This window comes from Halobacillus sp. B29, from assembly GCF_052246755.1.
Taxonomy (GTDB): Bacteria; Bacillota; Bacilli; order Bacillales; family Halobacillaceae; genus Halobacillus; species Halobacillus halophilus.
The window spans coordinates 53389-75945 of record NZ_JBQQCM010000007.1 but is presented as its reverse complement, the minus strand read 5'-3'; the positions used below and the strand labels follow the sequence as shown (position 1 = coordinate 75945).

The 22557-nt window shown below is 43.1% G+C and carries 20 protein-coding genes; 6 read left to right on the top strand and 14 right to left on the bottom strand.

Features of this window, described 5'->3' with window-relative positions; genetic code table 11:
- Positions 1-620: 620 nt before the first annotated feature.
- Both serA and ACTWP7_RS10625 read right to left on the bottom strand, forming a co-directional pair.
- A complete protein-coding gene (gene serA / locus ACTWP7_RS10630) occupies positions 621-2204 on the bottom strand; it encodes a phosphoglycerate dehydrogenase (RefSeq protein ID WP_443123153.1) in 1584 nt (527 codons plus the stop codon).
- Positions 2204-3367, bottom strand: coding sequence for a pyridoxal-phosphate-dependent aminotransferase family protein (locus ACTWP7_RS10625; protein ID WP_443123152.1), 1164 nt, complete (start codon positions 3365-3367; stop codon positions 2204-2206). The genes serA and ACTWP7_RS10625 overlap by 1 nt, the downstream gene beginning before the upstream one ends.
- 242 nt (positions 3368-3609) lie before the next feature.
- Between ACTWP7_RS10625 and ACTWP7_RS10620 the strand changes: the two genes are divergently transcribed.
- Both ACTWP7_RS10620 and ACTWP7_RS10615 read left to right on the top strand, forming a co-directional pair.
- Positions 3610-5295 (top strand): peptide ABC transporter substrate-binding protein, encoded by a 1686-nt coding sequence (locus tag ACTWP7_RS10620; protein ID WP_443123151.1) that lies wholly within the window; start codon positions 3610-3612, stop codon positions 5293-5295.
- Positions 5296-5429: 134 nt separating this feature from the next.
- Complete coding sequence (locus ACTWP7_RS10615) at positions 5430-6056, top strand: YczE/YyaS/YitT family protein (RefSeq protein ID WP_443123150.1); 627 nt, start codon at positions 5430-5432, stop codon at positions 6054-6056.
- 17 nt (positions 6057-6073) lie between these two features.
- Here the strand turns inward: ACTWP7_RS10615 and hmpA are convergent, their stop codons facing one another.
- On the bottom strand, positions 6074-7297 hold the full coding sequence (gene hmpA, locus ACTWP7_RS10610; RefSeq protein ID WP_443123149.1) for an NO-inducible flavohemoprotein: 1224 nt from the start codon (positions 7295-7297) through the stop codon (positions 6074-6076).
- Positions 7298-7470: 173 nt separating this feature from the next.
- Between hmpA and ACTWP7_RS10605 the strand changes: the two genes are divergently transcribed.
- The gene (locus tag ACTWP7_RS10605; RefSeq protein ID WP_224894884.1) at positions 7471-7908 is read left to right on the top strand and encodes an Rrf2 family transcriptional regulator; all 438 of its coding nucleotides are present in this window, start codon (positions 7471-7473) and stop codon (positions 7906-7908) included.
- 53 nt (positions 7909-7961) lie between these two features.
- On the opposite strand, the gene rpsR is transcribed toward ACTWP7_RS10605, so the two are convergent.
- The 7 genes from rpsR to ACTWP7_RS10570 all read right to left on the bottom strand — a co-directional run bounded on the left by rpsR (position 7962) and on the right by ACTWP7_RS10570 (position 12664).
- A complete protein-coding gene (gene rpsR / locus ACTWP7_RS10600; protein WP_014645359.1) occupies positions 7962-8189 on the bottom strand; it encodes a 30S ribosomal protein S18 in 228 nt (75 codons plus the stop codon).
- Between the two features lie 22 nt (positions 8190-8211).
- Positions 8212-8712 (bottom strand): single-stranded DNA-binding protein, encoded by a 501-nt coding sequence (gene ssb / locus ACTWP7_RS10595; RefSeq protein ID WP_224894886.1) that lies wholly within the window; start codon positions 8710-8712, stop codon positions 8212-8214.
- A 12-nt stretch (positions 8713-8724) separates the two neighbouring features.
- Complete coding sequence (gene rpsF, locus ACTWP7_RS10590; protein WP_014645361.1) at positions 8725-9018, bottom strand: 30S ribosomal protein S6; 294 nt, start codon at positions 9016-9018, stop codon at positions 8725-8727.
- Between the two features lie 137 nt (positions 9019-9155).
- Complete coding sequence (ychF, locus tag ACTWP7_RS10585; protein ID WP_014645362.1) at positions 9156-10253, bottom strand: redox-regulated ATPase YchF; 1098 nt, start codon at positions 10251-10253, stop codon at positions 9156-9158.
- Positions 10254-10471: 218 nt separating this feature from the next.
- The gene (locus tag ACTWP7_RS10580; protein WP_089750468.1) at positions 10472-10669 is read right to left on the bottom strand and encodes a DUF951 domain-containing protein; all 198 of its coding nucleotides are present in this window, start codon (positions 10667-10669) and stop codon (positions 10472-10474) included.
- Between the two features lie 19 nt (positions 10670-10688).
- Complete coding sequence (locus tag ACTWP7_RS10575) at positions 10689-11594, bottom strand: mechanosensitive ion channel family protein (RefSeq protein ID WP_443123148.1); 906 nt, start codon at positions 11592-11594, stop codon at positions 10689-10691.
- Positions 11595-11644: 50 nt separating this feature from the next.
- Positions 11645-12664 (bottom strand): YkvI family membrane protein, encoded by a 1020-nt coding sequence (locus ACTWP7_RS10570; protein ID WP_443123147.1) that lies wholly within the window; start codon positions 12662-12664, stop codon positions 11645-11647.
- 89 nt (positions 12665-12753) lie between these two features.
- Here ACTWP7_RS10570 and yyaC point away from each other — a divergent pair, with 89 nt between their 5' ends.
- Positions 12754-13380, top strand: a complete 627-nt coding sequence (yyaC, locus tag ACTWP7_RS10565; protein ID WP_443123146.1) for a spore protease YyaC — start codon at positions 12754-12756, stop codon at positions 13378-13380.
- A 61-nt stretch (positions 13381-13441) separates the two neighbouring features.
- On the opposite strand, the gene ACTWP7_RS10560 is transcribed toward yyaC, so the two are convergent.
- The 3 genes from ACTWP7_RS10560 to noc form a co-directional block, all read right to left on the bottom strand.
- Positions 13442-14146, bottom strand: coding sequence for a DUF554 domain-containing protein (locus ACTWP7_RS10560; RefSeq protein WP_443123145.1), 705 nt, complete (start codon positions 14144-14146; stop codon positions 13442-13444).
- Between the two features lie 88 nt (positions 14147-14234).
- Positions 14235-15080 carry a ParB/RepB/Spo0J family partition protein gene (locus ACTWP7_RS10555; RefSeq protein WP_443123144.1) on the bottom strand — a complete coding sequence of 282 codons (846 nt, stop codon included), beginning with the start codon at positions 15078-15080 and terminating at the stop codon, positions 14235-14237.
- A 241-nt stretch (positions 15081-15321) separates the two neighbouring features.
- Positions 15322-16185, bottom strand: a complete 864-nt coding sequence (gene noc / locus ACTWP7_RS10550) for a nucleoid occlusion protein (protein WP_443123143.1) — start codon at positions 16183-16185, stop codon at positions 15322-15324.
- A 648-nt stretch (positions 16186-16833) separates the two neighbouring features.
- Here noc and ACTWP7_RS10545 point away from each other — a divergent pair.
- The gene (locus tag ACTWP7_RS10545) at positions 16834-18030 is read left to right on the top strand and encodes an MFS transporter (RefSeq protein ID WP_443123142.1); all 1197 of its coding nucleotides are present in this window, start codon (positions 16834-16836) and stop codon (positions 18028-18030) included.
- 367 nt (positions 18031-18397) lie between these two features.
- Positions 18398-20779 carry an immune inhibitor A domain-containing protein gene (locus ACTWP7_RS10540; RefSeq protein WP_443123270.1) on the top strand — a complete coding sequence of 794 codons (2382 nt, stop codon included), beginning with the start codon at positions 18398-18400 and terminating at the stop codon, positions 20777-20779.
- Between the two features lie 1033 nt (positions 20780-21812).
- Here ACTWP7_RS10540 and ACTWP7_RS10535 read toward each other — a convergent pair.
- Positions 21813-22349 carry a GNAT family N-acetyltransferase gene (locus ACTWP7_RS10535; protein ID WP_443123141.1) on the bottom strand — a complete coding sequence of 179 codons (537 nt, stop codon included), beginning with the start codon at positions 22347-22349 and terminating at the stop codon, positions 21813-21815.
- Between the last annotated feature and the right edge of the window lie 208 nt (positions 22350-22557).

The window sequence follows — 22557 nt, the reverse complement described above, 5'->3', positions numbered from 1 at the left end:
TCCGGGATCTTACCGATCATGTTCATCCCACAGGAGTCTTCATCGTCCCCCTCCGGACCTTGCGATACAGAGAGCTCGAAATCATGTATGAAACGCTCTAAATTATGGTGGGGATAAACCTATAACAGTGAGCGTGTTCGTTGGATAATCCTTACTGTAGAGGCATTAAAGGCAAATTCAGGATGATGAATTTGCCTTTAGAAAGGTCCATTCACTATTCCATCATCGGGTGGCAGAGGAAACGACGAGACTCCCGCGGGAGAAGGAGCTAGGCGAGACCCCACAAGGAGTGATAACGACTGAGGAGGCTTGCCAGTTCCCCCGCAGGAAAGTGTTCAAATGTGGAATCACCCGAAAGACACGACCAGCATAAGCCGACCATCAAAAGGATTGCGGTTTTTCAATCCGTCGATGAGCGGCTTATGTCTCGAGTGTCTGGGTGATGGAACAAGACGAGTTGTTTCCGTAGCCAGCCCCTCTCTATATCAGCAACGGACCCGAGATATCTCGAAACTGAGTCTTCAACTAAACGGCCCGTTAGTTTAATAAGTTTCTTAATTAACGCTCAACATCTAAATAAAAAATTCCCAGAGACCAGGTCCCCGGGAATAGATTCTACCTTATAGAGTTAAGCACTGAACTTTATTAATATCCGTGATTTCTCCCAGCCGATCCTGACACTCGGACTCCACTTCTTTGTCCACGGTCAGAACCATAACAGCGTCTCCGCCCTGGTTGGTTCTGCCTACCTGCATGGTAGCAATGTTCATATTGTGCTCGGATAAAAGACTACCTACACGTCCGATGGCACCAGGCTGGTCTTTGTGATGGATAACAATTAGATTCCCATCTGGAACCACGTCAATGGAGTATTGATCCAGCTGGACAATACGGGCTCCAAGACCATTTAACAAAGTACCTGCGATGCTTCGTTTCTCCTGATCCGTTTCAATTTCAACAGTAAGCAAGTTCGTAAACCCTTTGGTTGAGGTCGACTTTTGCTCATTGATGATAATTCCCTTATCAGAAGCTGTTTTAAAGGCATTTACGTCGTTCACACGCTGCCCAATGTGTCGGCGCAGAATTCCTTTAACCGCGATTCTGGTAAGCGGGGTGGTATCCACGTCTGTCAGTTCTCCTGAATAATACACACTTACGCGCTCAAGCGTCCCTTCCACTACTCGGGACAAGAAAGCACCCAGGCGTTCAGACAGCTTGAAATATGGAGAGAGCTGCTCCATCATTTCTGAAGAAACGGAAGGCATATTAACAGGGTTTCTTACCGTTCCGCCTCTTAATTGCTCTAATACGTCGTAACTTACATCGGTCGCAACATTTTCCTGAGCCTCTACCGTGCTTGCTCCCAGGTGCGGGGTAGCAACGACTTCTGTAAGAGAAAGAAGAGGGTGCTCGGTTGCCGGCTCTTCTTCAAACACATCAAGCGCAGCTCCGGCAATTTTCCCACTTTGAATAGCCTGATAAAGCGCATCTTCATCAACAATCCCGCCGCGGGCGCAGTTCAGAATCCTGGCACCAGGTTTCATAAGCTGAATGGCTTCACGATCAATCAAATGCTTCGTTTCTTCCATTAAAGGTGTATGAACTGTTAAGAAATCTGCCTGCTGCAGTACTTCCTGTAGAGTTCCGTGATCTACACCGGCTTTATCAGCCTTTTCCTGATTAAGAAATGGATCATAGGCGATGACTTTCATTCTCTGGCCTTTAGCGCGCTGAGCCACTTCTCTTCCGATCCTTCCGAAACCGACCACGCCGAGCGTTTTATCTTTAAGCTCGACCCCGACGAATTTCTTTCTTTCCCATCGTTTTTGCTGTAATTGATGATAGGCTTGAGGAATATTACGCGCGAGAGACATCAGCATAGCCATCGTATGTTCTGCTGTGGAAATGGTATTTCCATCAGGAGCATTTACCACAACGACACCATGTTCTGTTGCCGCATCGAGATCAATATTGTCCACGCCAACGCCAGCACGTCCGATCACCTGCAGGTTTTCGGCATGTTCAATCACTTCTCTGGTTACTTGTGTCTGGCTTCTAACAATAATAGCTTGCACAGACTTTACGGCCTCAAGCAGCTCTTCATGGCTCAGAGAAGGATCTGCAATGGCTTCCACATCCTCCGCATCCAGTAAAGGACGGATTCCTTCTTCACTTAAAGGGTCACAGATTAACACGCGGTACATTATTTTCCCTCCCTGGTGTGATTGAGATAAACTTCCTGTGCGGCGACAACGCCAGCCCCAGGTTTAAAATCATGGTTCAATCGTTTCAATATAACTTCTAAAATGCTTACATACTGAAGAACATTTGCCGGACGGCAATAGCCCATATGGCCAATTCGGAAAATTTCACCTTTCATATGGTTCTGTCCACCAGCCACCATCAGTCCGAATTCTTCATTCGCAAGCTTTCTGAATTGTTCTGCATTAAAAGTAGCGGGTTGAATAGAGGTAACGGTTGTAGAAGCACTCTCATCGTCCACCAGTAATGGAAGGTTAAGAGCTTTACAAGCCTCGCGCGTCATGTTTTTCATAAGCTGATGACGCTCAAACACCTCGTCCAGACCTTCTTCTTCTATTAAATTCAAGACTTCCTCTAAACCAAATAAAAGAGATAAAGCCGGGGTGAAAGGTGTCTGGCCGTCACCCAGTTTTTTCTTATAGGTTCTTAAATCTAAGTAAAAACGTGGTCGATCATTATCATTAATAACCTCCCAGGCACGATCACTGACTGCTGCAAAAGCAAGACCTGCAGGGAGCATCATAGCTTTTTGAGATCCTGTCACTAAGAGATCGATTCCAGACTGATCCATCTCAATACGGGCTCCGCCAATAGATGACACACCATCTACAAGCACTAGAGCATCACTGATCTTATTAACGCTTTTGGCTACTTCTTCAACGGGATGCATAACCCCTGTAGACGTTTCACAATGAGTGAGAAAAACCGCCTTCGTCTCAGGATGAGCCTTTAGCGCTTCTTCCACCTGAGAAACTTGAACAGCATTTCCCCATTCCAATTCAATACGATGGACATTCAGCTCGTAGGACTCACAGATCTGCGCAAAGCGCGCACCGAAAGAACCGGCAACCACAGCGATGACTTCATCTCCCGGCTTCGTGGTATTCACTACAGCTGCTTCCAGGGCAGACGTGCCGCTTCCTGTAAGCAGAAGCACATCCTGAGAGGTACCAAAAATGGATTTTAGGCGCGGAGTAATTCTGTTTATTAAGTCTTTACATTTCTGTCCTCTATGACCAATCATTGGCTGGATCATGGCCCGATCGACACTTGGCGGAATCGGCGTCGGACCCGGTGTATGCAACAAATCCCATTCCCGGTTCATTTCTAGAACCACCCTTCTCATCAAATTCTATTCTCTTTTCCTATTATTAGTCGTTTGCTCATTAGAAAAAGAAATGATATTCCTTTATCCTATCAAAAGAATTAGTGTTGTCAATCTAATTTGAATTTTCAGTAATGATGCTTTTTTCCTCAGTTTTTACAAAAAAATTACGTTGAAAAAATTCATAATTATCTGTATAATTCAAAAAGTACATATATTTGAAAAATTAGGGGGAGTTACACTTGAGAAAAAACCACAAAATCTGGTTGCTTTTCACACTTATGCTCATTTTTGTATTAGCAGCATGCAGCGGTGGAGGCGAAGAGAGCTCATCGGAGTCTAGTGAAGGTGGAAATGACACAGAAGAAAGCTCAGAAGGGAATGCTTCGGGCGATCAAACCATTACCGTAACAGCTAAAAGTGAAATCCCAAGCATGGATCCTTCCTTAATTACCGATTCAGTCGGATTCCAATGGGCCGGCGAAACACTGGAAGGTCTTTACCGCCTAGATGAAAACAGTAACCTTACAGAAGGAATGGCTGAAGAAGGAACGGTTAGCGATGATGGCCTTACGTGGACATTCAAACTTCGTGACGCTAAGTGGTCGAACGGAGACGAAGTAACAGCCAATGATTTCGTCTATTCATGGAGACGAGCTGTTAACCCGGACACAGGTTCTGAGTATGGACCGTACTTCCTTGGAGGAATTATTAAAAACGCTACTGCCGTCAGTAATGGAGAAGTGGAACCAGAAGAACTGGGCGTCACTGCAGTAGATGATAAAACATTAGAAGTAGAACTTGAAAAACCTGTACCTTATTTCAAATCGATGACTGTATTTATTACATTTATGCCAATTAACCAAAGTTACGTAGAAGAAAAAGGCGAAGATTTCGCTACAGAAGCCGAACATACATTATCGAACGGTCCATTCAAGATGACTGAATGGAATCATGGTGAAGGCTGGACAGTTGTGAAGAACGAAGATTATTGGGATGCTGAAACGGTTCAACTTGAAACCATTAACGCTAAAGTCATTAAAGAGATTTCTACAGGGGTAAACCTGTATGAGTCTGGAGAAATCGATCAGACAGAACTTAATGCTGAGTTTGTTGATCAGTATCGTAGTAACGAAGCATTTGAAGTCGTGAAGAAACCATACTTATACTTCTTTAAATTTAACCAGGAAGCAAACGAAGCTTTGGCGAATGCCGATGCTCGTAAAGCGATTTCCTATGCAATTAACCGTGAAGATCTAGTCAATGTGATATTAAATGATGGATCTGTGCCTGCAGAAGGCTATGTTCCTTCAAACTTCGTTTCTATGCCTGGAAGCGAAACAGATTTCCGTGAAGCCCAGGGACCGCTTGTAGAATCGAATGAAGAGAAAGCAAAAGAACACTGGAATAAAGCGCTTGAGGCTTTAGGAACAGATTCTGTAACGATCGAGCTTCTCGGGGATGATACCGGAACTTCGAAGAAAACTCTGGCCTACTATAAAGACCAATTGGAATCTAAGCTGGATGGCTTAACGATTGATGTTATGGAAGTACCATTTAAAGAACGTGTACGTCGTGACAGTGCTTCTGAATTTGAAATGGAAGCTGCTACCTGGGGTCCTGACTATGTAGACCCTAACACCTACTTGAACATGTATGTGACCGACGGACAAAACAATAATATGAACTATTCAAGTGAAGAATACGATTCTCTTATTGAAAAAGCCAACGGAGAATATGCACAGCAGCCGGAGAAACGTTTTGAAACGTTCATGGAAGCTGAGAAACTGCTTCTCGAAGAAGATCAAGCCGTTGCTCCAATCTATCAGGATGCTAAAGCTCAATTATTCAGACCTAACATTAAAGGGGTATTCACCACCTCTACCGGTCCTGAATTTGAATTCAAATGGGCTCACGTAGAAAATTAATCAGAATAGTGAAAAGGCCAGGAGGCATGCCTCCTGGCCTTTTTTACGTGCAAATCTCTTGTAACTTGAGCTTCTGAGCGTTATAGTGACTAGCATCAAAACATCAAATCGGATATTAAGAAGGGAGAGGGACTATGTTACGAATCTGGCAAAGAGGTTTATATTATTCTTTAGGAATTATTCTCTTAACGTTAGGCATTGCCCTGACCATTGAATCACATTTAGGTACCTCTCCCTTTGATGCACTACTTGTGGGGTTATACAGGTCTTTTGGTTTAACCATCGGCAGCTGGGAAATCGTGGTCGGTCTAACGATCATTCTTTTCAATGCAGCCGCACAGCGGAAACGTCCTGAACTATTGGCGCTTGCAACCTCACTTCTAACCGGTATTGGAATTGATCTATGGCTGTGGATCATCCGGTCAAACGACCTGATGTTATCACCAAACCTTATAGCTCAAATTCTTTGTTTACTGACTGGTATTTTATTTGCAAGCTTAGGTATTGCGATCAACCTTCAAGCCGATTTCGCGCCAAATCCTTTTGACCGGATGATGCTGGTAGTCCGTAAGCTGACAGGGTGGACTATTACCACTTCCCGAGTACTCATCAGTATCCTGTTGGTCATAGTTGCCGCTCTTTTTGGCGGTGCCATTGGAGTGGGGACCATTCTTATCACCCTTCTGAGCGGGCCAGCTATCCACGGATTTATGAATCTCGTAAACCGGCTTGACCAGCGACTTGCTCCAGCTGGAAGCTAATACCGGTGTAATAAAACTTATAGAACTCCCTGAGGGCCGAAGAATTCATAGTGAATGCTATCTTCGGATACATCCCAATCCTTCAGGGCCTGATTGACAGCCCTCATAAAGCCTTCAGGACCACAGAAATAAAACTCGCTATCCTGAGGGACCGCTTCTTTTAACCATGGAAGATCCACATATCCTTCTTTATCAAATGATTGGTGCAGACGGTCATCCTCTGTCGGCTGCGCATAAATAATTTTGGTTACCGTTTTACTCCCCATGGTCTGCATATCTTTCTTAAATGCGTGGACCGATCCGTTCTGAGCAGCATGAATAAAATACACTTCCCGCTCAGGCTGCAAGTCCTGAACCGCTCTGCCCATGCTCAAAATCGGTGTGAGCCCCACGCCTCCGCTCAACAGGACGAGCGGCTTGTCGGTATCTGCATCTAGATAAAAATCTCCGGCTGGTGCACTGACTGGAATCATATCACCTTCGCTTACATGGCTGTGCAGCCAGTTCGAAACCTTGCCTTCCGGTACCTCCTGGTTTCCTTCTTCCCTTTTGACACTAATACGGTAATAAGGAGTGCCTGGAGCCTCTGAAAGACTATATTGACGTAAGTGGTCATAATCGTCTCCAGGAATCTCAGCTTTAATCGTTAAGTATTGGCCAGGCTTAAAATCGGCTAGAGGCTGTTCATCGACCGGCTGTAAATAGAAAGATGTAATCACATCACTTTCTACTTTCTTTTGAATCACTTTAAAATCACGGAATCCTGTCCATCCCCCGGTCTGTTGGCGTACATCCTTATACATACGATCTTCTACTTGAATGAATACATCCGCTATAACCCCGTAAGCTTCCCCCCAGGCCTGTATAATTTCGTCCGTTGCGGCATCTCCAAGTACATCTTTAATAGCTTTCAGCAAATATTCGCCTACAATGGGGTAGTGTTCCGGCAGGACGTTCAAACTCCGGTGTTTTTCAGCAATCTGTTTAACCCTCGGCAGAATAGCTTCCAGGTGTTCAATGTTCTTAGCTGCAGCATAAACCGTGTTAGCCAGCGCACGGGGCTGGTCTCCTTTTCTCTGATGGGTCTGGTTAAAAATATTCTTCAGTTCAGGATGATTTAAAAATAGCTGCTGATAAAAATGTGTCGTAATAGCCTCTCCATGTTCCTCTAACACAGGTACAGTTGATTTGATCACTTTAATCGTATGGTCACTTAATAATTGATTGGTTTGTGTAGACATATAAACCCCTCCGTAAAAGATGTATTTATAATATATCTTTATTATACATAAAAAGGTGTATAATAAATACATCAATTATGACAATTCCGTTAATGTGCTAAAAAAATCTGAAAATAAGACATCGGAATCATGGCTATGATAAGATTAAATAAAAGAAGAGTGAGGGTTGACCTATGCGTTTAAAAAAATATACAGATTATGCTCTGCGAGTATTAATTTTCACAGCTGCTAAGAAAGAAGGTCAGCTTGCCAATAAAAAAGAGATTTCTGAGGTATTTAATATCTCCGAAAATCATCTAGGGAAGATTATCCACGAATTAAATAAATTAGAGCTTATTCATACGGTGCGGGGACGTTCTGGAGGAATTAAGCTTGCCCATAAGCCTGAAGACATTAACATCGGAAAAGTTGTCCGCTCAATGGAGGATGATTTTTATTTACTAGAGTGCTTTGACTGCCAGACGAATGAATGTGTCATTACACCTGCCTGTAAGCTTAGACACGTTCTGAGAGATGCGCTGCAGGCCTTCTTTCAAGTTCTCGATGGTTATACTTTAGAAGATCTTGTCTCGAACAGGGATGAACTACGCGCGCTTATGCAGCTTTCCTGAATATAAAAAAACCGTGAAGTCTAAAATAGACTTCACGGTTTTTAGTAACGCTACTATTCAGTAGAGTAAGGCAATAGAGCCATAATACGAGCGCGCTTGATTGCTTTAGTCAATTTACGCTGATATTTAGCAGAAGTTCCAGTTACTCGGCGAGGAAGAATCTTTCCTCGGTCAGAAACGAAACGTCTTAGTAGGTCAACATCTTTGTAATCGATGTGTGTAATTCCATTAGCTGTGAAGAAACACACCTTTTTACGTTTTCCGCGTCCACGACGTGCCATGTCGCATTCACCTCTTTCTTAATTAGAATGGTAAATCATCATCTGATATATCGATGGGCTCTCCATTATCTGCGAATGGATCCTCATCTCGTTGATTGTTGTTATTGTTGTTGTTCGATCCGAAATTATTTCCGGATGGTTGTTGATTCTGATTTGCCTGGTATCCTGAGCCTCCACGATTACTTCCACCCTGGGAAGAACTTCCTTTGGATTCTAAGAATTGTACGCTATCTGCAACTACTTCTGTTACAAATACACGCTTGCCTTCCTGGTTATCAAAGCTTCTGGACTGTAATCGTCCATCCACTCCTACAAGACTGCCTTTATTCATAAAATTGGCTAAGTTTTCTGCAGCACGTCTCCAGACCACGCAGTTAAGAAAATCTGCGTCCTGACCACCTTGATTATTAGAAAATGGGCGGTTCACCGCAATGGTGAAGTTGGCGACGGCCACTCCGTTTGGCGTATAGCGTAAATCAGGATCCTTCGTCAATCTGCCGACTAATACGACACGATTTAACATCAGAACCACTCCTTATTTGTCATCTTCGCGTACTGCGATGTGGCGGATAATATCATCCGTGAACTTCGCTTGACGGTCGAATTCATTAATCGCTTCACGTGTACCGTTGAAGTCGACTGTTACATAGATACCATCACGGTAGTCGTTAATTTCATAAGCAAGACGACGCTTGCCGATTTCTTTAACTTCTTCTACCTCCGCGCCATTATCTTGAAGGATATTGCTGAAACGATCAATGATTCCTGTTTTAGCTTCCTCCTCGATATCTGGGCGGATGATATACATGATTTCGTATTTTCTACTCATCCGTTTTCACCTCCTTATGGACTTAACGGCTCCTATTCCTGATAAGAGCAAGGAGTAATCTTTTCTTAATTACTCACAATGTAGTATTATAACAAAGTTGTCCAAGAAATACAATACTAAAACGGAAGGATCCTCGCTTATACGTTAAAACGGAAGTGTATAACGTCGCCATCTCTCACTAAATACTCTTTTCCTTCTAAACGAACACGGCCGCGGTCACGGGCAACACCCATGGTGCCTGCATCAACCAGGTCTTCATACGACACTGTCTCCGCACGAATGAAACCACGCTGAAAGTCCGTGTGAATGACTCCGGCAGCCTGTGGAGCCGTCATTCCTTCTTTAAAGGTCCAGGCTCTTACTTCCTGCTCACCAGCCGTGAAGTAGGTGGCCAGCCCAAGAAGGTTGTACGTCGCTTTAATTAACTGATCCAGGCCGGATTCTTCAATCCCAAGATCATCAAGAAACTCTTCTTTTTCTTCTCCATCAAGCTCGGCTATCTCAGATTCAATTTTTGCACAGATGACAATGACTTCTGCATTTTCTTTTGCTGCAAATTCACGGATTTGCTTAACCTTTTCATTATCCCCTTCTCCAATTTCATCCTCACTGACATTCGCCACATAGAGAATGGGCTTAGAAGTTAGCAAATGAAGGCCTTTTACGATTTTTTCCTGATCATCACTGAATTCAACAGCGCGAGCCGGGGTTTCTTCCTCTAATGATTCTTTCAGTTTCTCAAGAACCGTGTATTCCGCTACAGCATCCTTATCTTTTTGACGAGCCATCTTAGCTACTCTGTCCATTCGTTTGGAAACTGTTTCGAGGTCGGCAAGAATTAACTCCAGGTTGATCGTTTCAATATCAGTGATGGGATCGACTTCACCTGACACGTGCGTCACGTTCTCATCTTCAAACGCACGGACTACGTGGCAGATCGCGTCGACCTGGCGGATATGGGATAAGAACTGGTTACCAAGTCCTTCACCTTTACTTGCTCCTTTAACAATGCCGGCAATATCGGTAAATTCAAATGCGGTAGGTACGGTTTTCTTCGGTTTAACAAGCTCGGTCAGCTTCTCCAGCCGACTGTCCGGTACTTCCACGATCCCTACGTTCGGATCTATTGTGGCAAACGGATAGTTGGCCGACAGAGCTCCTGCTTGTGTAATTGCGTTAAATAGCGTAGATTTCCCTACGTTCGGTAAACCTACGATTCCTGCTGTTAGTGCCATATAAGACTTTCACTCCTTAAGGATTTACATACATGCATGCTAGTCATATCAATTATAGATACTGTGTCTGAAAATAACAACCTGTGGAAAAGCAAAAGACAGGGCTTGTTGCTTATGATTTATTAAGTTCATTCTATCCATTTTTCAGGTTTGATTAAACTTATCCGTACAAAATTAAAAAGCCCACCTATTTCAGGGAGCTTTTCAAGGCTAAAGATCTACTGTTCGGAAGGTTCCAGCTTTTTCTTCATTTTGGATTCAAACTTTTTCCGAGGGATAAGGACACTGTGGCCGCAGCCTTCACACTTAATACGAATGTCTGCTCCCATACGAATGATTTTCCAGCGGTTTTCCCCGCACGGATGAGGTTTCTTCATCTGAACGACATCATTCAATTCGTAATTTTTGTCTGCCATGGAGTTCCCTCCTCATTTTTTACTCATTCACTTCCTGTAAAGCTTTATCATCTTCACGGGAATACATAACCATACGTGGGAATGGAATTTCAATTCCTTTTTCGTCCAGACGGTTTTTTACTTCTTTCCGGATGGCACGAGCGATTACCCAATGTTCCATTGGCTGGGTTTCGGAGATAATCCTCATGACAACATCTGAAGCTCCTAAGGTTTGTACTCCAAGAAGTTCTGGTACATCGAGCATGGCTTCATAACGAGCGGGAAGCTCTTTCATCAGATCCAGAATCACTTGCTCGGCCTGTGCTATGTCCTCTTCGTACGCAATACTTACGTCCACCACGGCGATACTATTATAGATGGAAAAGTTCGTAACCTGAGTGACATTTCCATTAGGCAGGATGTGAACCTCACCTGTCCAGGACTTGACTTTACACGTACGGATGCCTACCTCTTCAACAAAACCTTCGACGCCAGATGTCCGAATATAATCACCTACGGAAAACTGGTCCTCGAAAATGATGAAAAAGCCGGAAATGATATCGCGCACCAGGTTCTGGGCTCCAAAGCCGATGGCGAGTCCGGCAATACCTGCACCTGCGAGCAAAGCGCCTACATCTAAAGTAAAAGCTTCCAATATCATAATAAACGAGACAAAATACACCACATACGTCAAAGCGTTAATCACCAATTTTTTTAATGTAGCTTCCCGGCGCTGAGTAATTTTAAAAGGTCCTCGCCGCCGATTTTCAAAAAACTGCGAGATTACTCGCTTTCCTATGCGGATCACTAATAACGAGATTAACAGAATAAAGATGATTTTCAGGGCTCCTAGAGCTAGAGCAGTCCATAATTCAGGCCCTGTCACATAATTTACTGCTTCCTCCCACCTGGTTAAAGCTTCCTGCACAGCTTCGTCCGCTTTCAACGCTTCCCCTCCTGTACGACTATGAATATGAAATTCATTTTAACAGGTTTTCAGCGAATTTTGAATCGCGAACGTAACGGATAAATAAGAAGAGAGAAAAGGACGTATAAATTTAGAATTCCATACAGTGGATATAAGTACTCCACCAGCGTAGAAAATCCGAATGATGTAAAGGGAAGCATCACAGCCACAGTGGCCAGCGCCACAATCCAAAGAGGCTGCTTTAAATAATTCCGGAAGCGGGTGGCAAGTCCAAGAGTACCAGATACAGCCGTCGTAAAAATGGCAATCCAGAGCATCACGGACATAAACAGCATCATCTCATACGGATAGTGTTTTAATATGGCGAATAAAGGAATCTCGTAGAGCATAATCTCATCTGAAATCTCAATTAAACTTTGATTATAAAGATAGGAGATGACTCCAAGAATCACTCCGCTCCCTGCACTAGCAATCCAAATCTCGCCCTTACGCTTCACCTGGTTCCCTATAGCCCCGAGCACAGCAATTAAAGGAAGGATGTTAAGAGCCGTAAAAGGAAAGGCGGACATCCAATTGGTGATTTCATGAAGATGACCAAACAGTTCAAGTTGCTGATCGTTAATGAAAATAATTAAAACAAACACAAGACCGATAATTAATAAGGGAAGCACCACACTGTTTACCGTGACGATTCCTTTTACATCCCATACAAATAAAAGGATCATAGGTACGACAAGTGCCATGACTCCGAAGCGGTAGGAAAAATGAAAGGCCTGCCAGGTAGCTCCGCTTCCTGCCAGCATGATCACGGTCATCGTAAATAGATAGATGATGATCATCCAATCATAAATCCCTGTTAAATGCTTTCCTACAATCGCCCGCAGGACAGGTAAATAATCACCGCTCTGCTTCTTAAAGCTGATCTTCATAATGACGGCACAACACAGAATGAACATGATGCAAAACAAAAGGATAGCCAGGCTGCTGTCCTGTCCAAAGAATTGCCATAGCTCTCTCCCTGAAGCATAACCTGCCCCAATCATCGTTCCTACAATCAAAAACATCCACTTAATCCCAGCTTTTATCATGAACGATCCTCCACCTCTATGTATTTGCCACGTATAGAACGACGGACAACCTTATATACTGTTACTACTATGTGTGTGGAGGAGAAGCTATGAATTTTAAAGACAAGTTCTCGAATGAAGAAAGACGTCTTAAAACAGAGGATCCTGGAATGAGTGAGACCCTTAGTCTGCATTTGAAAGAATGGCTGCCTCCCTCTAAGAAGATCGTCATTGCTTGTATCGGAACGGACCGCTCCACGGGCGATGCATTTGGACCACTTGTCGGTTCGATGCTAAAGCAGCAAACGTTAGAAACTTTTCACCTCTATGGGACGCTGGAAGAACCTTTGCATGCCCTTAATTTAATTGAACAAATAAATCGGATTAAACGAACCCACAACCATCCTTATATTCTGGCGGTAGATGCGTGTTTAGGTAAGTCGGCGTCGGTAGGTTCTGTGGTGCTTGGGAAAGGATCCATTTCGCCGGGATCCGCTTTAAAAAAGGACCTTCCCCCTATAGGAGACCTGCATATTAGCGGGATGGTGAATGTGAGTGGATTCATGGAACATGTCGTGTTACAAAACACTCGTCTTCATACGGTCATGCAGATGGCCGCTAAAGTCGCAGCAGCTATTCAATTGTCAGACGCTAAGCGCGTGAAACATACAATGGAATCCGCACCCATAACGACATTCAAAGGCACCATCAGTCGTCTGCCTAAAACCATGAAGTAAATAGGATCTTCATCCATAAAAAAAGCTACTCATAAGCCTTATAAAGACTTATCAGCAGCTTTTAGAACCATTGGAAAATATAGAACACTACCCCGACCATCAGAAGGGAGGGTAATAGATTGGCTACACGAATCTTCGTTAATTTTAATAAGTTAAGACCAATGGCAACAATCAGCAGGCCTCCAGTAGCTGTCATTTCCATGATGAACAAATCCAGCATATCCTGTGGGATCCAGCGGTTAATCTGAGTGGCTAATAACGCAATAGACCCTTCATACAACACAACAGGAATAACAGAAAAAATGACACCAATTCCAAGTGTTGACGTTAAAACGAGCGATACAAACCCGTCAATGATGGCTTTAGTTATTAAAACTTCATGGTCATTACGAAGACCGCTGTCCAGGGCTCCTATGACGGATAACGCCCCTATAACAAAAATAAGGGAAGCCGTAATAAACCCTTGCGCCATACTGGACTCCTGGTCGGGTTTGGTAAACTTTCGTTCAATGAATCTTCCTATGTACTCAAGCTTATCTTCTAAATGTACAGCTTCCCCAATAATCGCTCCAGTTAATAAGCTCAATAGCACAATCACAATGTTATCCGTTTCAAAGGCCATTTGAAGACCTATTAATATAACAGCAAGCCCCACACCGCTCATGACAGTTTCCTTATAACGCTCGGGAATCTTAGTGAAAAACAGCCCTAGAAGTGTACCAACAATAATACATAAACCATTCACAAATGTACCTAACAATACCATGAGATTCTCTCCTATGATTTTTTGTTTCACGTGAAACACCATTGTTTATAAGCAACAAAAAAACCCGGTCTGCTTCACCAGGTCTGCTTTATGAGTCTTTATCAAACCACTGTAAAATACGTTCCAGGTCCTCTTCATCCATAAACTCAATTTCAATTCTTCCTTTTTGTTTTCCTTTATGAATGGTAACTTCTGTGCCTAGACGCTCTCTGAGACTCTCTTCCCGATCTCTTATAAAGATATCTTTAGCAGTCGGCTTCTTTTTCTCAGTCCGATCTTTTTTGTTGTTTTCAAAAATCAGCCGCTCCGCCTGACGAACATTAAGAGCTTCTTTTTCAATCCTTGAGGCAAGAGCGATCACTTGCTCACGGTTTTTTAATCCAAGTAGTGCCCGACCATGTCCCATGGATAAAGTTCCATCGTTTATTTTTCTCGTTACTTCCACCGGGAGCGATAACAGCCGGACGAGATTAGCAATATGAGAACGGCTTTTTCCTAACCTCTTCGAGAGTAGTTCCTGAGTTAAAGAAAGCTCATTCATTAAATTCTGGTAGGCTTTGGCCTCTTCAATCGGGGTTAAATCCTCCCGTTGTAAGTTCTCCAGAAGGGCGAGTTCCATCATCTGTTCATCCGTCAATACACGGACCAGGGCGGGAACCGTCTCCAGGTTCGCACGCTTCGCCGCGCGGAACCTTCGTTCACCGACCACGATTTCAAAGCCTTTAATGCTTTTTCTTACGATCAGGGGTTGAAGAATGCCATGTTCCTCGATTGATTCCTTCAATTCCTGGATGGCTTCATCGGTAAAATGTTTTCTGGGTTGATACGGATTAGGGCGGCATTCGTGGACTGGAATTTCCTGAATTTGCTCTTCCTCTTTACGCTCCATCTCCTGAGAAACTGCTTGAGTCTCTTTACCTGACCCTTTCGCCATTCGCGATCACTTCCTTTACTGTTTCTAAATAGACTTCCATTACGTAAGACTGCGATTTATGCAAAATCACGGACTTGCCCTGACTTGAAACTTCCCTCAACTGGCTATAACGGGGAATAATCGATGGATAGCCTTTATCTTGTTCTACTTTTCTTTTATTTTACCATTATATTGAAAAAACGGGGTGAAGAGTTAAAAAAAGTCCCATCTCTGCGAAAGGCAAGATGGGTAGAACCGTTCATTATTTTTTCTTAGGAATTTTTATCGTAATCTGATAATAATCATCATGATCTTCTTCATCGGTTTCTAAGTCGATCCCTGTATCCGAAACCATCGTGAGCGACTGCCGAATCGTATTCATGGCAATTCTCATATCTTTATTTACACCTTTAAGAGTCGGCTTTTTCTTTTTCGGTTTAGGTTCGCTCAGCTTAGCGATCCGCTCTTCCGTCTGCTTAACGTTCAGGTGCTTTTCAATGATTTCAGACAATATCGTTTCCTGCAATTCGGGATCCTTAACTCCAATAAGGGCTCTTGCATGGCGCTCTGTAATTTTTTTATCCATAATCGCCTGTTGAACGGATTCAGGCAATTTTAACAAACGCATCTTGTTGGCAATCGTTGACTGGCTTTTTCCTAACCGCTGGGCCAGGGCTTCCTGCGTCAGTTCATGAAGTTCAATCAGTCTGGCATAAGCCATAGCTTCTTCAATGACCGTTAATTCTTCCCTTTGCAGATTCTCAATAAGAGCGACAGACGCCGTCTGGGAATCATTCATATCACGGATGATCGCAGGAATCGTTTCCCACTCAAGCGTTTGGACGGCACGCCATCTGCGCTCTCCTGCAATCAGTTCATAATTTTCCTCATCTATCCGACGGAGAACAATCGGCTGAATCATCCCATGCGTATGTATCGTCTGGGCAAGTTCGCTGATCTTCTCATCGTTGAAAATCGCTCGGGGCTGATAACGGTTCGGCTGAATATGAGCTACCGGGACCTGCATGACTTCATCAGGACTGTAGCCTTCTTCACTGTTGTTATCTTCAGATTCCTGTTCCGGTTTGTCCCCTAATCCGAACAAACGACCAAAAGGATGTAACACGATCAGACACCACCTTTATACGATCGAGCTTATGCTCATTAATATTTTCCTTAAAAATTGAAATAGAAAAAGCGCCGCAGGCTTTTCGGCTGCTGCGCACATATATGCCGTTTTAACTCTCTATCTATTTTATCATATTTATTCTAGTAAAAGTATCGTAAGGAAAGAAGAATTATTCATTCCCGTTGTCGAAAAAGCACAGATAACCAGGTGATCAAGGCATTCAATAAGGATTATTTCTCATAAAAGTCCAGATGTTATTAGCAGATTTCGTCGATATATTTTCCAAGAAAACTTCTGATTATAGCTTACCTGTTCCTGAGTTTTCCTTCAAACAATAGCTGTAAAATTAAAGTGCAGCAGTCATCCGGCTCATTTTATGATCCAAAGTCAGGCAGGAATAAACGAGTTCCTGATGAATATGTATCTTTGAAGGTTCTGCTTAAAAGGAGAGGTTTTTTTCCAGAAAGGGAACTAAAATTTATAACAGCGAACCAGGGAGGAAACAATCATGCAAAAAACTTTCATCTTATTTTCCCATTCAGAGGCAGGGGTGAAAGCAAGCTAACTATTAATCCAAAATCACTGCAAGCTTTTTACTCCTGTATCTATACCAGACCTATTACTGTATAGCAGGAGGATAACATTTTGCAAAAGAATACATTAGCCGCTCACAACATTCGTTTTCTATTTTGGGCAGAGTTGTTTGGAAGTGTACGCTTCATACAACCGGTGCTTACACTTTTTTACTTCGAAAGGGGTCTCGATGAGTCCTTAATTCTTCTGGTCTTAACCTTTTTCAGCATTGGCGTCCTTGCAGGTGAAATTCCGACCGGGGTACTGGCGGACCGCTACGGACCCAAAACAGCTTTTTTAATAGGATCGGCACTCGCTATTGTCAGCCATAGTTTATTACTGGTCGCCTTTGAACCCTGGGTGTTTTTCCTAAGCAGTTTTCTAACTGGTTTTACCGCTACTTTTTTTAGTGGAGCAGACGAGGCCCTTATTTATGAATCTCTTAAACTCTCGAACGAAGAAAGATTTATGGATAAAGCGATCGGGCAAATTGGTTCGGCTACATTTATCGTCTCGATCATCGCGGTCATTATAGGGGCTTTGATCGCTAAAGATTTAACGGAACATCAATTTCAGCTGCTGATTGGCTTAAGTCTGGCTTTTATGACAGTTCAGTTCTTTTTACTGCTGTCGATCAAAAACCCGCCCCAGCAAGAAGGGGATCAACAGCCGCCGCTCCGGCAGATATGGGCAGGGGTAGAAGCGATCCGTAAAACCCCTCAAGTATTATGGATGTTTATAAACATATCGCTCGTATTTATACCCGCTACAGCGATATTTGAGAAATTCGATCAAAAGCTGCTCGTCGATGCGGGTCTTCCGGTTTACTGGATTGGAATCGTCTATGCGGCCGCGGGTTTCATAGGTTTTATTGCTTCACGATCAATTGGATGGATGACCAGTAAAATAAACCGTATTCTTTTATTAGGGATTACAGGAATGCTCGCAGTAATTGGGCTCACACTAGCAGCCTTATTTAATACTTACCTTTGGGTGATTCTTGGAGTCATTGTCATCCTTAAATTGGTGAGCGCCATTCGCTATCCTATTTATTCTCAACTATCCAACGACTTGATCCCATCTAACGTGCGGGCAACGACTATTTCTTTACTATCGATTCTTGATTCAGGATTTGATTTACTGATTTTCACGACAGTAAGCGGTATCGCACTTGCAGGATTTACACCGATGTTCCTGGCTTGTGCCGTTATCGCTTTAATCGGTGTTTCCATTCCTATTCGGCCGAAGAGAATAATTGGAGCTCAGTGAAATCTATTAGTTTCCAGAAAAAAACAGCCATTTCCATAGGGAAGGGCTGTTTTCTTCTTATATAGGTCTTCGGTATACAGTATTAATGTCCTACTTCTTTATCTGTAGTCAGGGATAAACCGCGTCCTCTAATTTTATTTCAGTAAAATAATATCACATTATAACGAATCATGTAATTTTACACCTTTTATCGGTGTTCTTATATTGGATTCACTGCTATACTTCAACGCTTTAAATCCGCTCCTGGGCACTATTCATTATTTTTAGAAAATTAAAAATAATATATTGATTAATTTTGTAATTTTGGTAGATTTGTAAATGTAGCTTATTTTTACAAAATGTGGAGGGAGACATTAATTTGAAGAAAATGGGGAGAATGATCATATCTGCTTTAGCCCTTACATTAGCCTTCGGGCCCGTAAGTGCAAGTGCAGGCACAGTAAATCAAGATGCAGGCGAAGATTTACATAAATCGCATTCGCACGAGGGATCACCATTTGATCTCGCAATTGCGAATGATGAAAAACTAATTGAGATGTTGAAAGAGGACGGAAAAATTGCTCCAGACGCAAGTCCTTCAGAAGCTCAAAAAGGATTAAACAAATTCCTAAAAGCGAAATCTGAAGCTGCTAAGAAGGATACTGGCGAATTAAGCGATGAAGCCAAAGAAGCGAAAGAAAAGCTTCAGGGCGAAATGAAAAATAACAGCTTAACCAATGGAAAAGGAAATAAACTGGGCCAGGCGAAGAAAAATGCTCCGGATTCCGTAGAGGAAGAAGCTTATGATGGCGAGATGCGTACAGACAAAGTCCTTGTCCTGCTCATTGATTATCCGGACAAGCCTCATAACTCCATGACAGCTGATGAAACCGATATGTACTATGAAGGCGAAGATGCTTACTCTAGCGAGCATTATCAGGACATGCTGTTCGGTGACGGCGGCTGGACAGGTCCAGATGGCGAAAACTACGAGTCCATGAAACAGTACTATGAGAAGCAATCCGGCGGCAGTTACTCTGTGGAAGGGGATGTGGCGGGCTGGTACACAGCAAGTCAACCCGCTGCAGCATACGGTGGAAACTATCCGACAGAAGATGACAGTGACGTCAATGCTCGCGGACTTGTGAAGGAAGCGCTTGAGGCAGCGGCAGCCGATCCAAGTGTAGATATTGCTGACTACGACCAGTGGGATCGTTATGATTTAGATGGTGATGGAAACTATTTGGAAGCAGACGGACTTGTTGACCACTTGATGGTTATCCACTCCGGCGTGGGTGAAGAAGCCGGGGGAGGATCTCTAGGTTCTGACGCTATCTGGTCTCACCGCTGGAATCTGGGCGGAGTGACTTCAATTCCAGGTACGGAAGCTACAGTCCCTTATTGGGGCGGCTCTATGGCTGCTTACGATTATACCATTGAACCAGAAGACGGGGCAGTAGGGGTCATGGCCCATGAATTTGGCCACGATTTAGGTTTGCCGGATGAGTACGATACTCAGTATTCCGGTGCTGGAGAGCCGGTCAGTTACTGGTCGATTATGTCGAGCGGAAGCTGGGCAGGAGATATTCCAGGTACGATGCCGACTGGATTCAGCCCGTATATGAAAGAAATGCTGCAGACTTCTGCTGTCGTGGATAATGAAGGGACGCAAGGAAACTGGTTAACTGGGACAGAATTAGATGTAGAAGACATCACTGAAAAAGGGACAGAAGTTCTTCTCGACGAAGCTGTGACCAAAGGAACAAATAATGACACAGTGAAAGTAACTCTGCCGCAAAAAGAAACGGTTATTAACGAGCCGGCAAGCGGAGAGTATCAATATTTCTCCGGAAGTGCGGATGACTTGCATAATTATTTGACGAAAACGGTAGATTTAACTGATGCCACTTCTGCCGAGTTTAATTTTAAAACGTGGTATGACATTGAAAAAGACTGGGATTATGCATATGTAACGGTTGATGGAGAGCCAATTGCAAGTGATATTACGACAAATGAAGATCCATATGATGTTAATGATGGAAATGGAATTACAGGTTCGTCCGATGGCTGGATTGATGCTTCCTTCGATCTGTCTGCATATGCAGGACAAGAAGTCGAAGTAGCCATTGAATATGTAACGGATGGTGCAGTATCGAATCCTGGCTTGTACGCTGATGATCTATCCATCGTTGTTGATGGAGAAGAAGTCGTGTTCGACGATGCTGAAGGTGATGCTAAGTTTAATCTGGATGGTTTCACGAAAAATGATGGTATTAAACGCTCTGACCATTACTACCTGCTTGAATGGCGCAGCCACAATGGTGTTGATGAAGGTCTTGCCAACATCCGCCGTGGTGACAGCTTAATGACGTTCGACGATGGGCTAGTGGTCTGGTATATCGATAAGCAATACAGTGAAAACTGGACAGGTATTCACCCTGGTAATGGCTTTGTAGGCGTTGTTGATGCCGATCAACACACCGTTAAATGGGGGAATGGAGACGTAGCTAGTACACGCTTCCAAGTTCATGATGCTGCATTCAGTTTAGATAAAACAGAAAAAATGTTTATTGACTATACGAATAGCAGCTACGGGGATACAATCAAAGATAACTTCACTAAACGCACACCATTATTCGATGACAGCGAAAACTACTTGAATGAAGGATTAGTAGATGCAGGACGCGATGTTCCTGACTACGGTCTGAAGTTCCGTGTAACTGGTCAAAGTAAAGATGGTACGGTAGGTAAAATATTAATGTACAAATAATCAATCTTAAAAGAACTCCTCTTAGATGAGGGGTTCTTTTTTTAATAAGTTAAGTTGACCTGCAAAAAATAAGATATTATATCTACCTGAAAATTTGAATATCAATCTGGCAACCTGGATTTATCGCTATTATCTAGAAAGAGCTCCATTAATCACAAGTATTGTTTCCTCCATACCTCAGTGTACATTTCCCTTCCTGCCATAGGCCCTCCTCCATTATCCAGGCTAGAAGAATAATCTGCAGAGGTTGCTCCATAAGGGTGGCGAAAGATTGAGTAGCGCCACTATGACAAAGGGGTTCGTCACACACTCTCTTAGATGCAAGGTCAGGATATGCCCATAAAGCTGGTTCAGCCCACCTATTCGTTCAAGGGCTTATATGTACGCCTCTATATCAGCCTGATGCAGTAGCTTGTTAGACACGTATAATTTTTTCCAAATAAAAATACTTTGGTCCGAGAAGATTTCCTAATTTGATATGGACCGTGTGAGAAATACGTTTATTCTTATACTAGCCTGCTCGATTTTCTCGACACTTTTTTATAACATTCGTTAGACATTGGCACTTTTCAATAAAATCATAGACAAAGTCTGGCTTATCGTCCAGTAATCCTGGTCAATACGTTCGTGTACCTGCTGTTTGACGCTCACTTTAACTCTTACAGAAGCCCGAGTATCTCGCTTGGCATAGTAATGGTCTCAAAATATATGAAAAACTTTTCTCCTATATCGCTAGGCAATACAGGAGAAAAGCTTTCCCATTTAACCTAAAATTAACAGGGATAAGAGCACAACACTTCCTTTTAAACCTCTCCATAAAAAGTAAAGCAAAAAGAAAACAAATAATTTAACCAAAATAAAAAAAGATTTCGTATATTTCCTGGGAAATATACGAAATCTCATAGCTCTCATCACTTCTGAAATAAATAAGCGTTTAGAAATTAGGAGCAACCGTCTCTGGGCATACAAAATAAATAAAAAAACAACTGATGACTACAGGTCACCAGCTGTTTCTATTTGGTATGTAAGCTTTTCATGAATGATATTCTTCAGCAATCATCCCATAAACATCAATATCCTTGTATTCACCCCTGTGGTAGATATCGTGTTTCAATGTCCCCTCATAACTCAATCCAGCCTTTTGCATCACCCTGGCAGAAGCTGGGTTTTCATTCATGGCTGCAGACCACACTCTATGTAAATTCAAGGTTTCAAAACCATACTCAACCATTCGGGCGGCCGCTTCCGAGGCATATCCCTTCCCCCAATAAGCTCTCCCAACCCAATAAGCAAGCTCGCCTTTCTTGTGTTTATGATCCACTCTCAGCGTCATCGTCCCCACCAGCTCATTTGCTGATTTCAATACCATAGCCATAGGATAAGCTTTTCCTTCCTTGATCCATTCTTCATGTGTACGTATCCAGTTTTGGGCATCTTCCAAAGTATAGGGATGAGGAACGAAGGTGGTAGCTGCCACAGCTTTGTCCCCGGCAAGCTCTGTCATTCGCTCTGCTTGAGATACCTCATACGGTTGTAAATTCAGACGTTCGGTTGTTAGCGGCCAATTCATAGTAAAAAACCCCTTTTTAATTAAAAGCATAATATTAATTATTTCAGATAAGTTCACGAAACTTGAAGACTCCGTTTCGAACTATCTGTAGATGTTTAGGATCGTGGGCGGAGGTCTCGCTTTCCTGGTGAGACCCCGGAAGGTGAAACCTGAAGAGGCTCAGCACATGCCCACGGAAAGCGAATCCTCCCTCGCAGGACCTTCACTT

Bases quoted from the DNA above. Each gene is read 5' to 3' on its own strand.
- ACTWP7_RS10570 (WP_443123147.1), bottom strand. From the start codon at position 12,664: ATGATAAAAGCTGGGATTAAGTGGATGTTTTTGATTGTAGGAACGATG.
- ACTWP7_RS10540 (WP_443123270.1), top strand. From the start codon at position 18,398: ATGGGGAGAATGATCATATCTGCTTTAGCCCTTACATTAGCCTTCGGG.
- ACTWP7_RS10605 (WP_224894884.1), top strand. From the start codon at position 7,471: ATGCGTTTAAAAAAATATACAGATTATGCTCTGCGAGTATTAATTTTC.
- ACTWP7_RS10535 (WP_443123141.1), bottom strand. From the start codon at position 22,349: ATGAATTGGCCGCTAACAACCGAACGTCTGAATTTACAACCGTATGAG.
- hmpA (WP_443123149.1), bottom strand. From the start codon at position 7,297: ATGTCTACACAAACCAATCAATTATTAAGTGACCATACGATTAAAGTG.
- rpsR (WP_014645359.1), bottom strand. From the start codon at position 8,189: ATGGCACGTCGTGGACGCGGAAAACGTAAAAAGGTGTGTTTCTTCACA.
- rpsF (WP_014645361.1), bottom strand. From the start codon at position 9,018: ATGAGTAGAAAATACGAAATCATGTATATCATCCGCCCAGATATCGAG.
- ychF (WP_014645362.1), bottom strand. From the start codon at position 10,253: ATGGCACTAACAGCAGGAATCGTAGGTTTACCGAACGTAGGGAAATCT.
- ACTWP7_RS10615 (WP_443123150.1), top strand. From the start codon at position 5,430: ATGTTACGAATCTGGCAAAGAGGTTTATATTATTCTTTAGGAATTATT.
- ACTWP7_RS10580 (WP_089750468.1), bottom strand. From the start codon at position 10,669: ATGGCAGACAAAAATTACGAATTGAATGATGTCGTTCAGATGAAGAAA.
- ACTWP7_RS10625 (WP_443123152.1), bottom strand. From the start codon at position 3,367: ATGAACCGGGAATGGGATTTGTTGCATACACCGGGTCCGACGCCGATT.
- yyaC (WP_443123146.1), top strand. From the start codon at position 12,754: ATGAATTTTAAAGACAAGTTCTCGAATGAAGAAAGACGTCTTAAAACA.
- ssb (WP_224894886.1), bottom strand. From the start codon at position 8,712: ATGTTAAATCGTGTCGTATTAGTCGGCAGATTGACGAAGGATCCTGAT.
- ACTWP7_RS10560 (WP_443123145.1), bottom strand. From the start codon at position 14,146: ATGGTATTGTTAGGTACATTTGTGAATGGTTTATGTATTATTGTTGGT.
- ACTWP7_RS10555 (WP_443123144.1), bottom strand. From the start codon at position 15,080: ATGGCGAAAGGGTCAGGTAAAGAGACTCAAGCAGTTTCTCAGGAGATG.
- serA (WP_443123153.1), bottom strand. From the start codon at position 2,204: ATGTACCGCGTGTTAATCTGTGACCCTTTAAGTGAAGAAGGAATCCGT.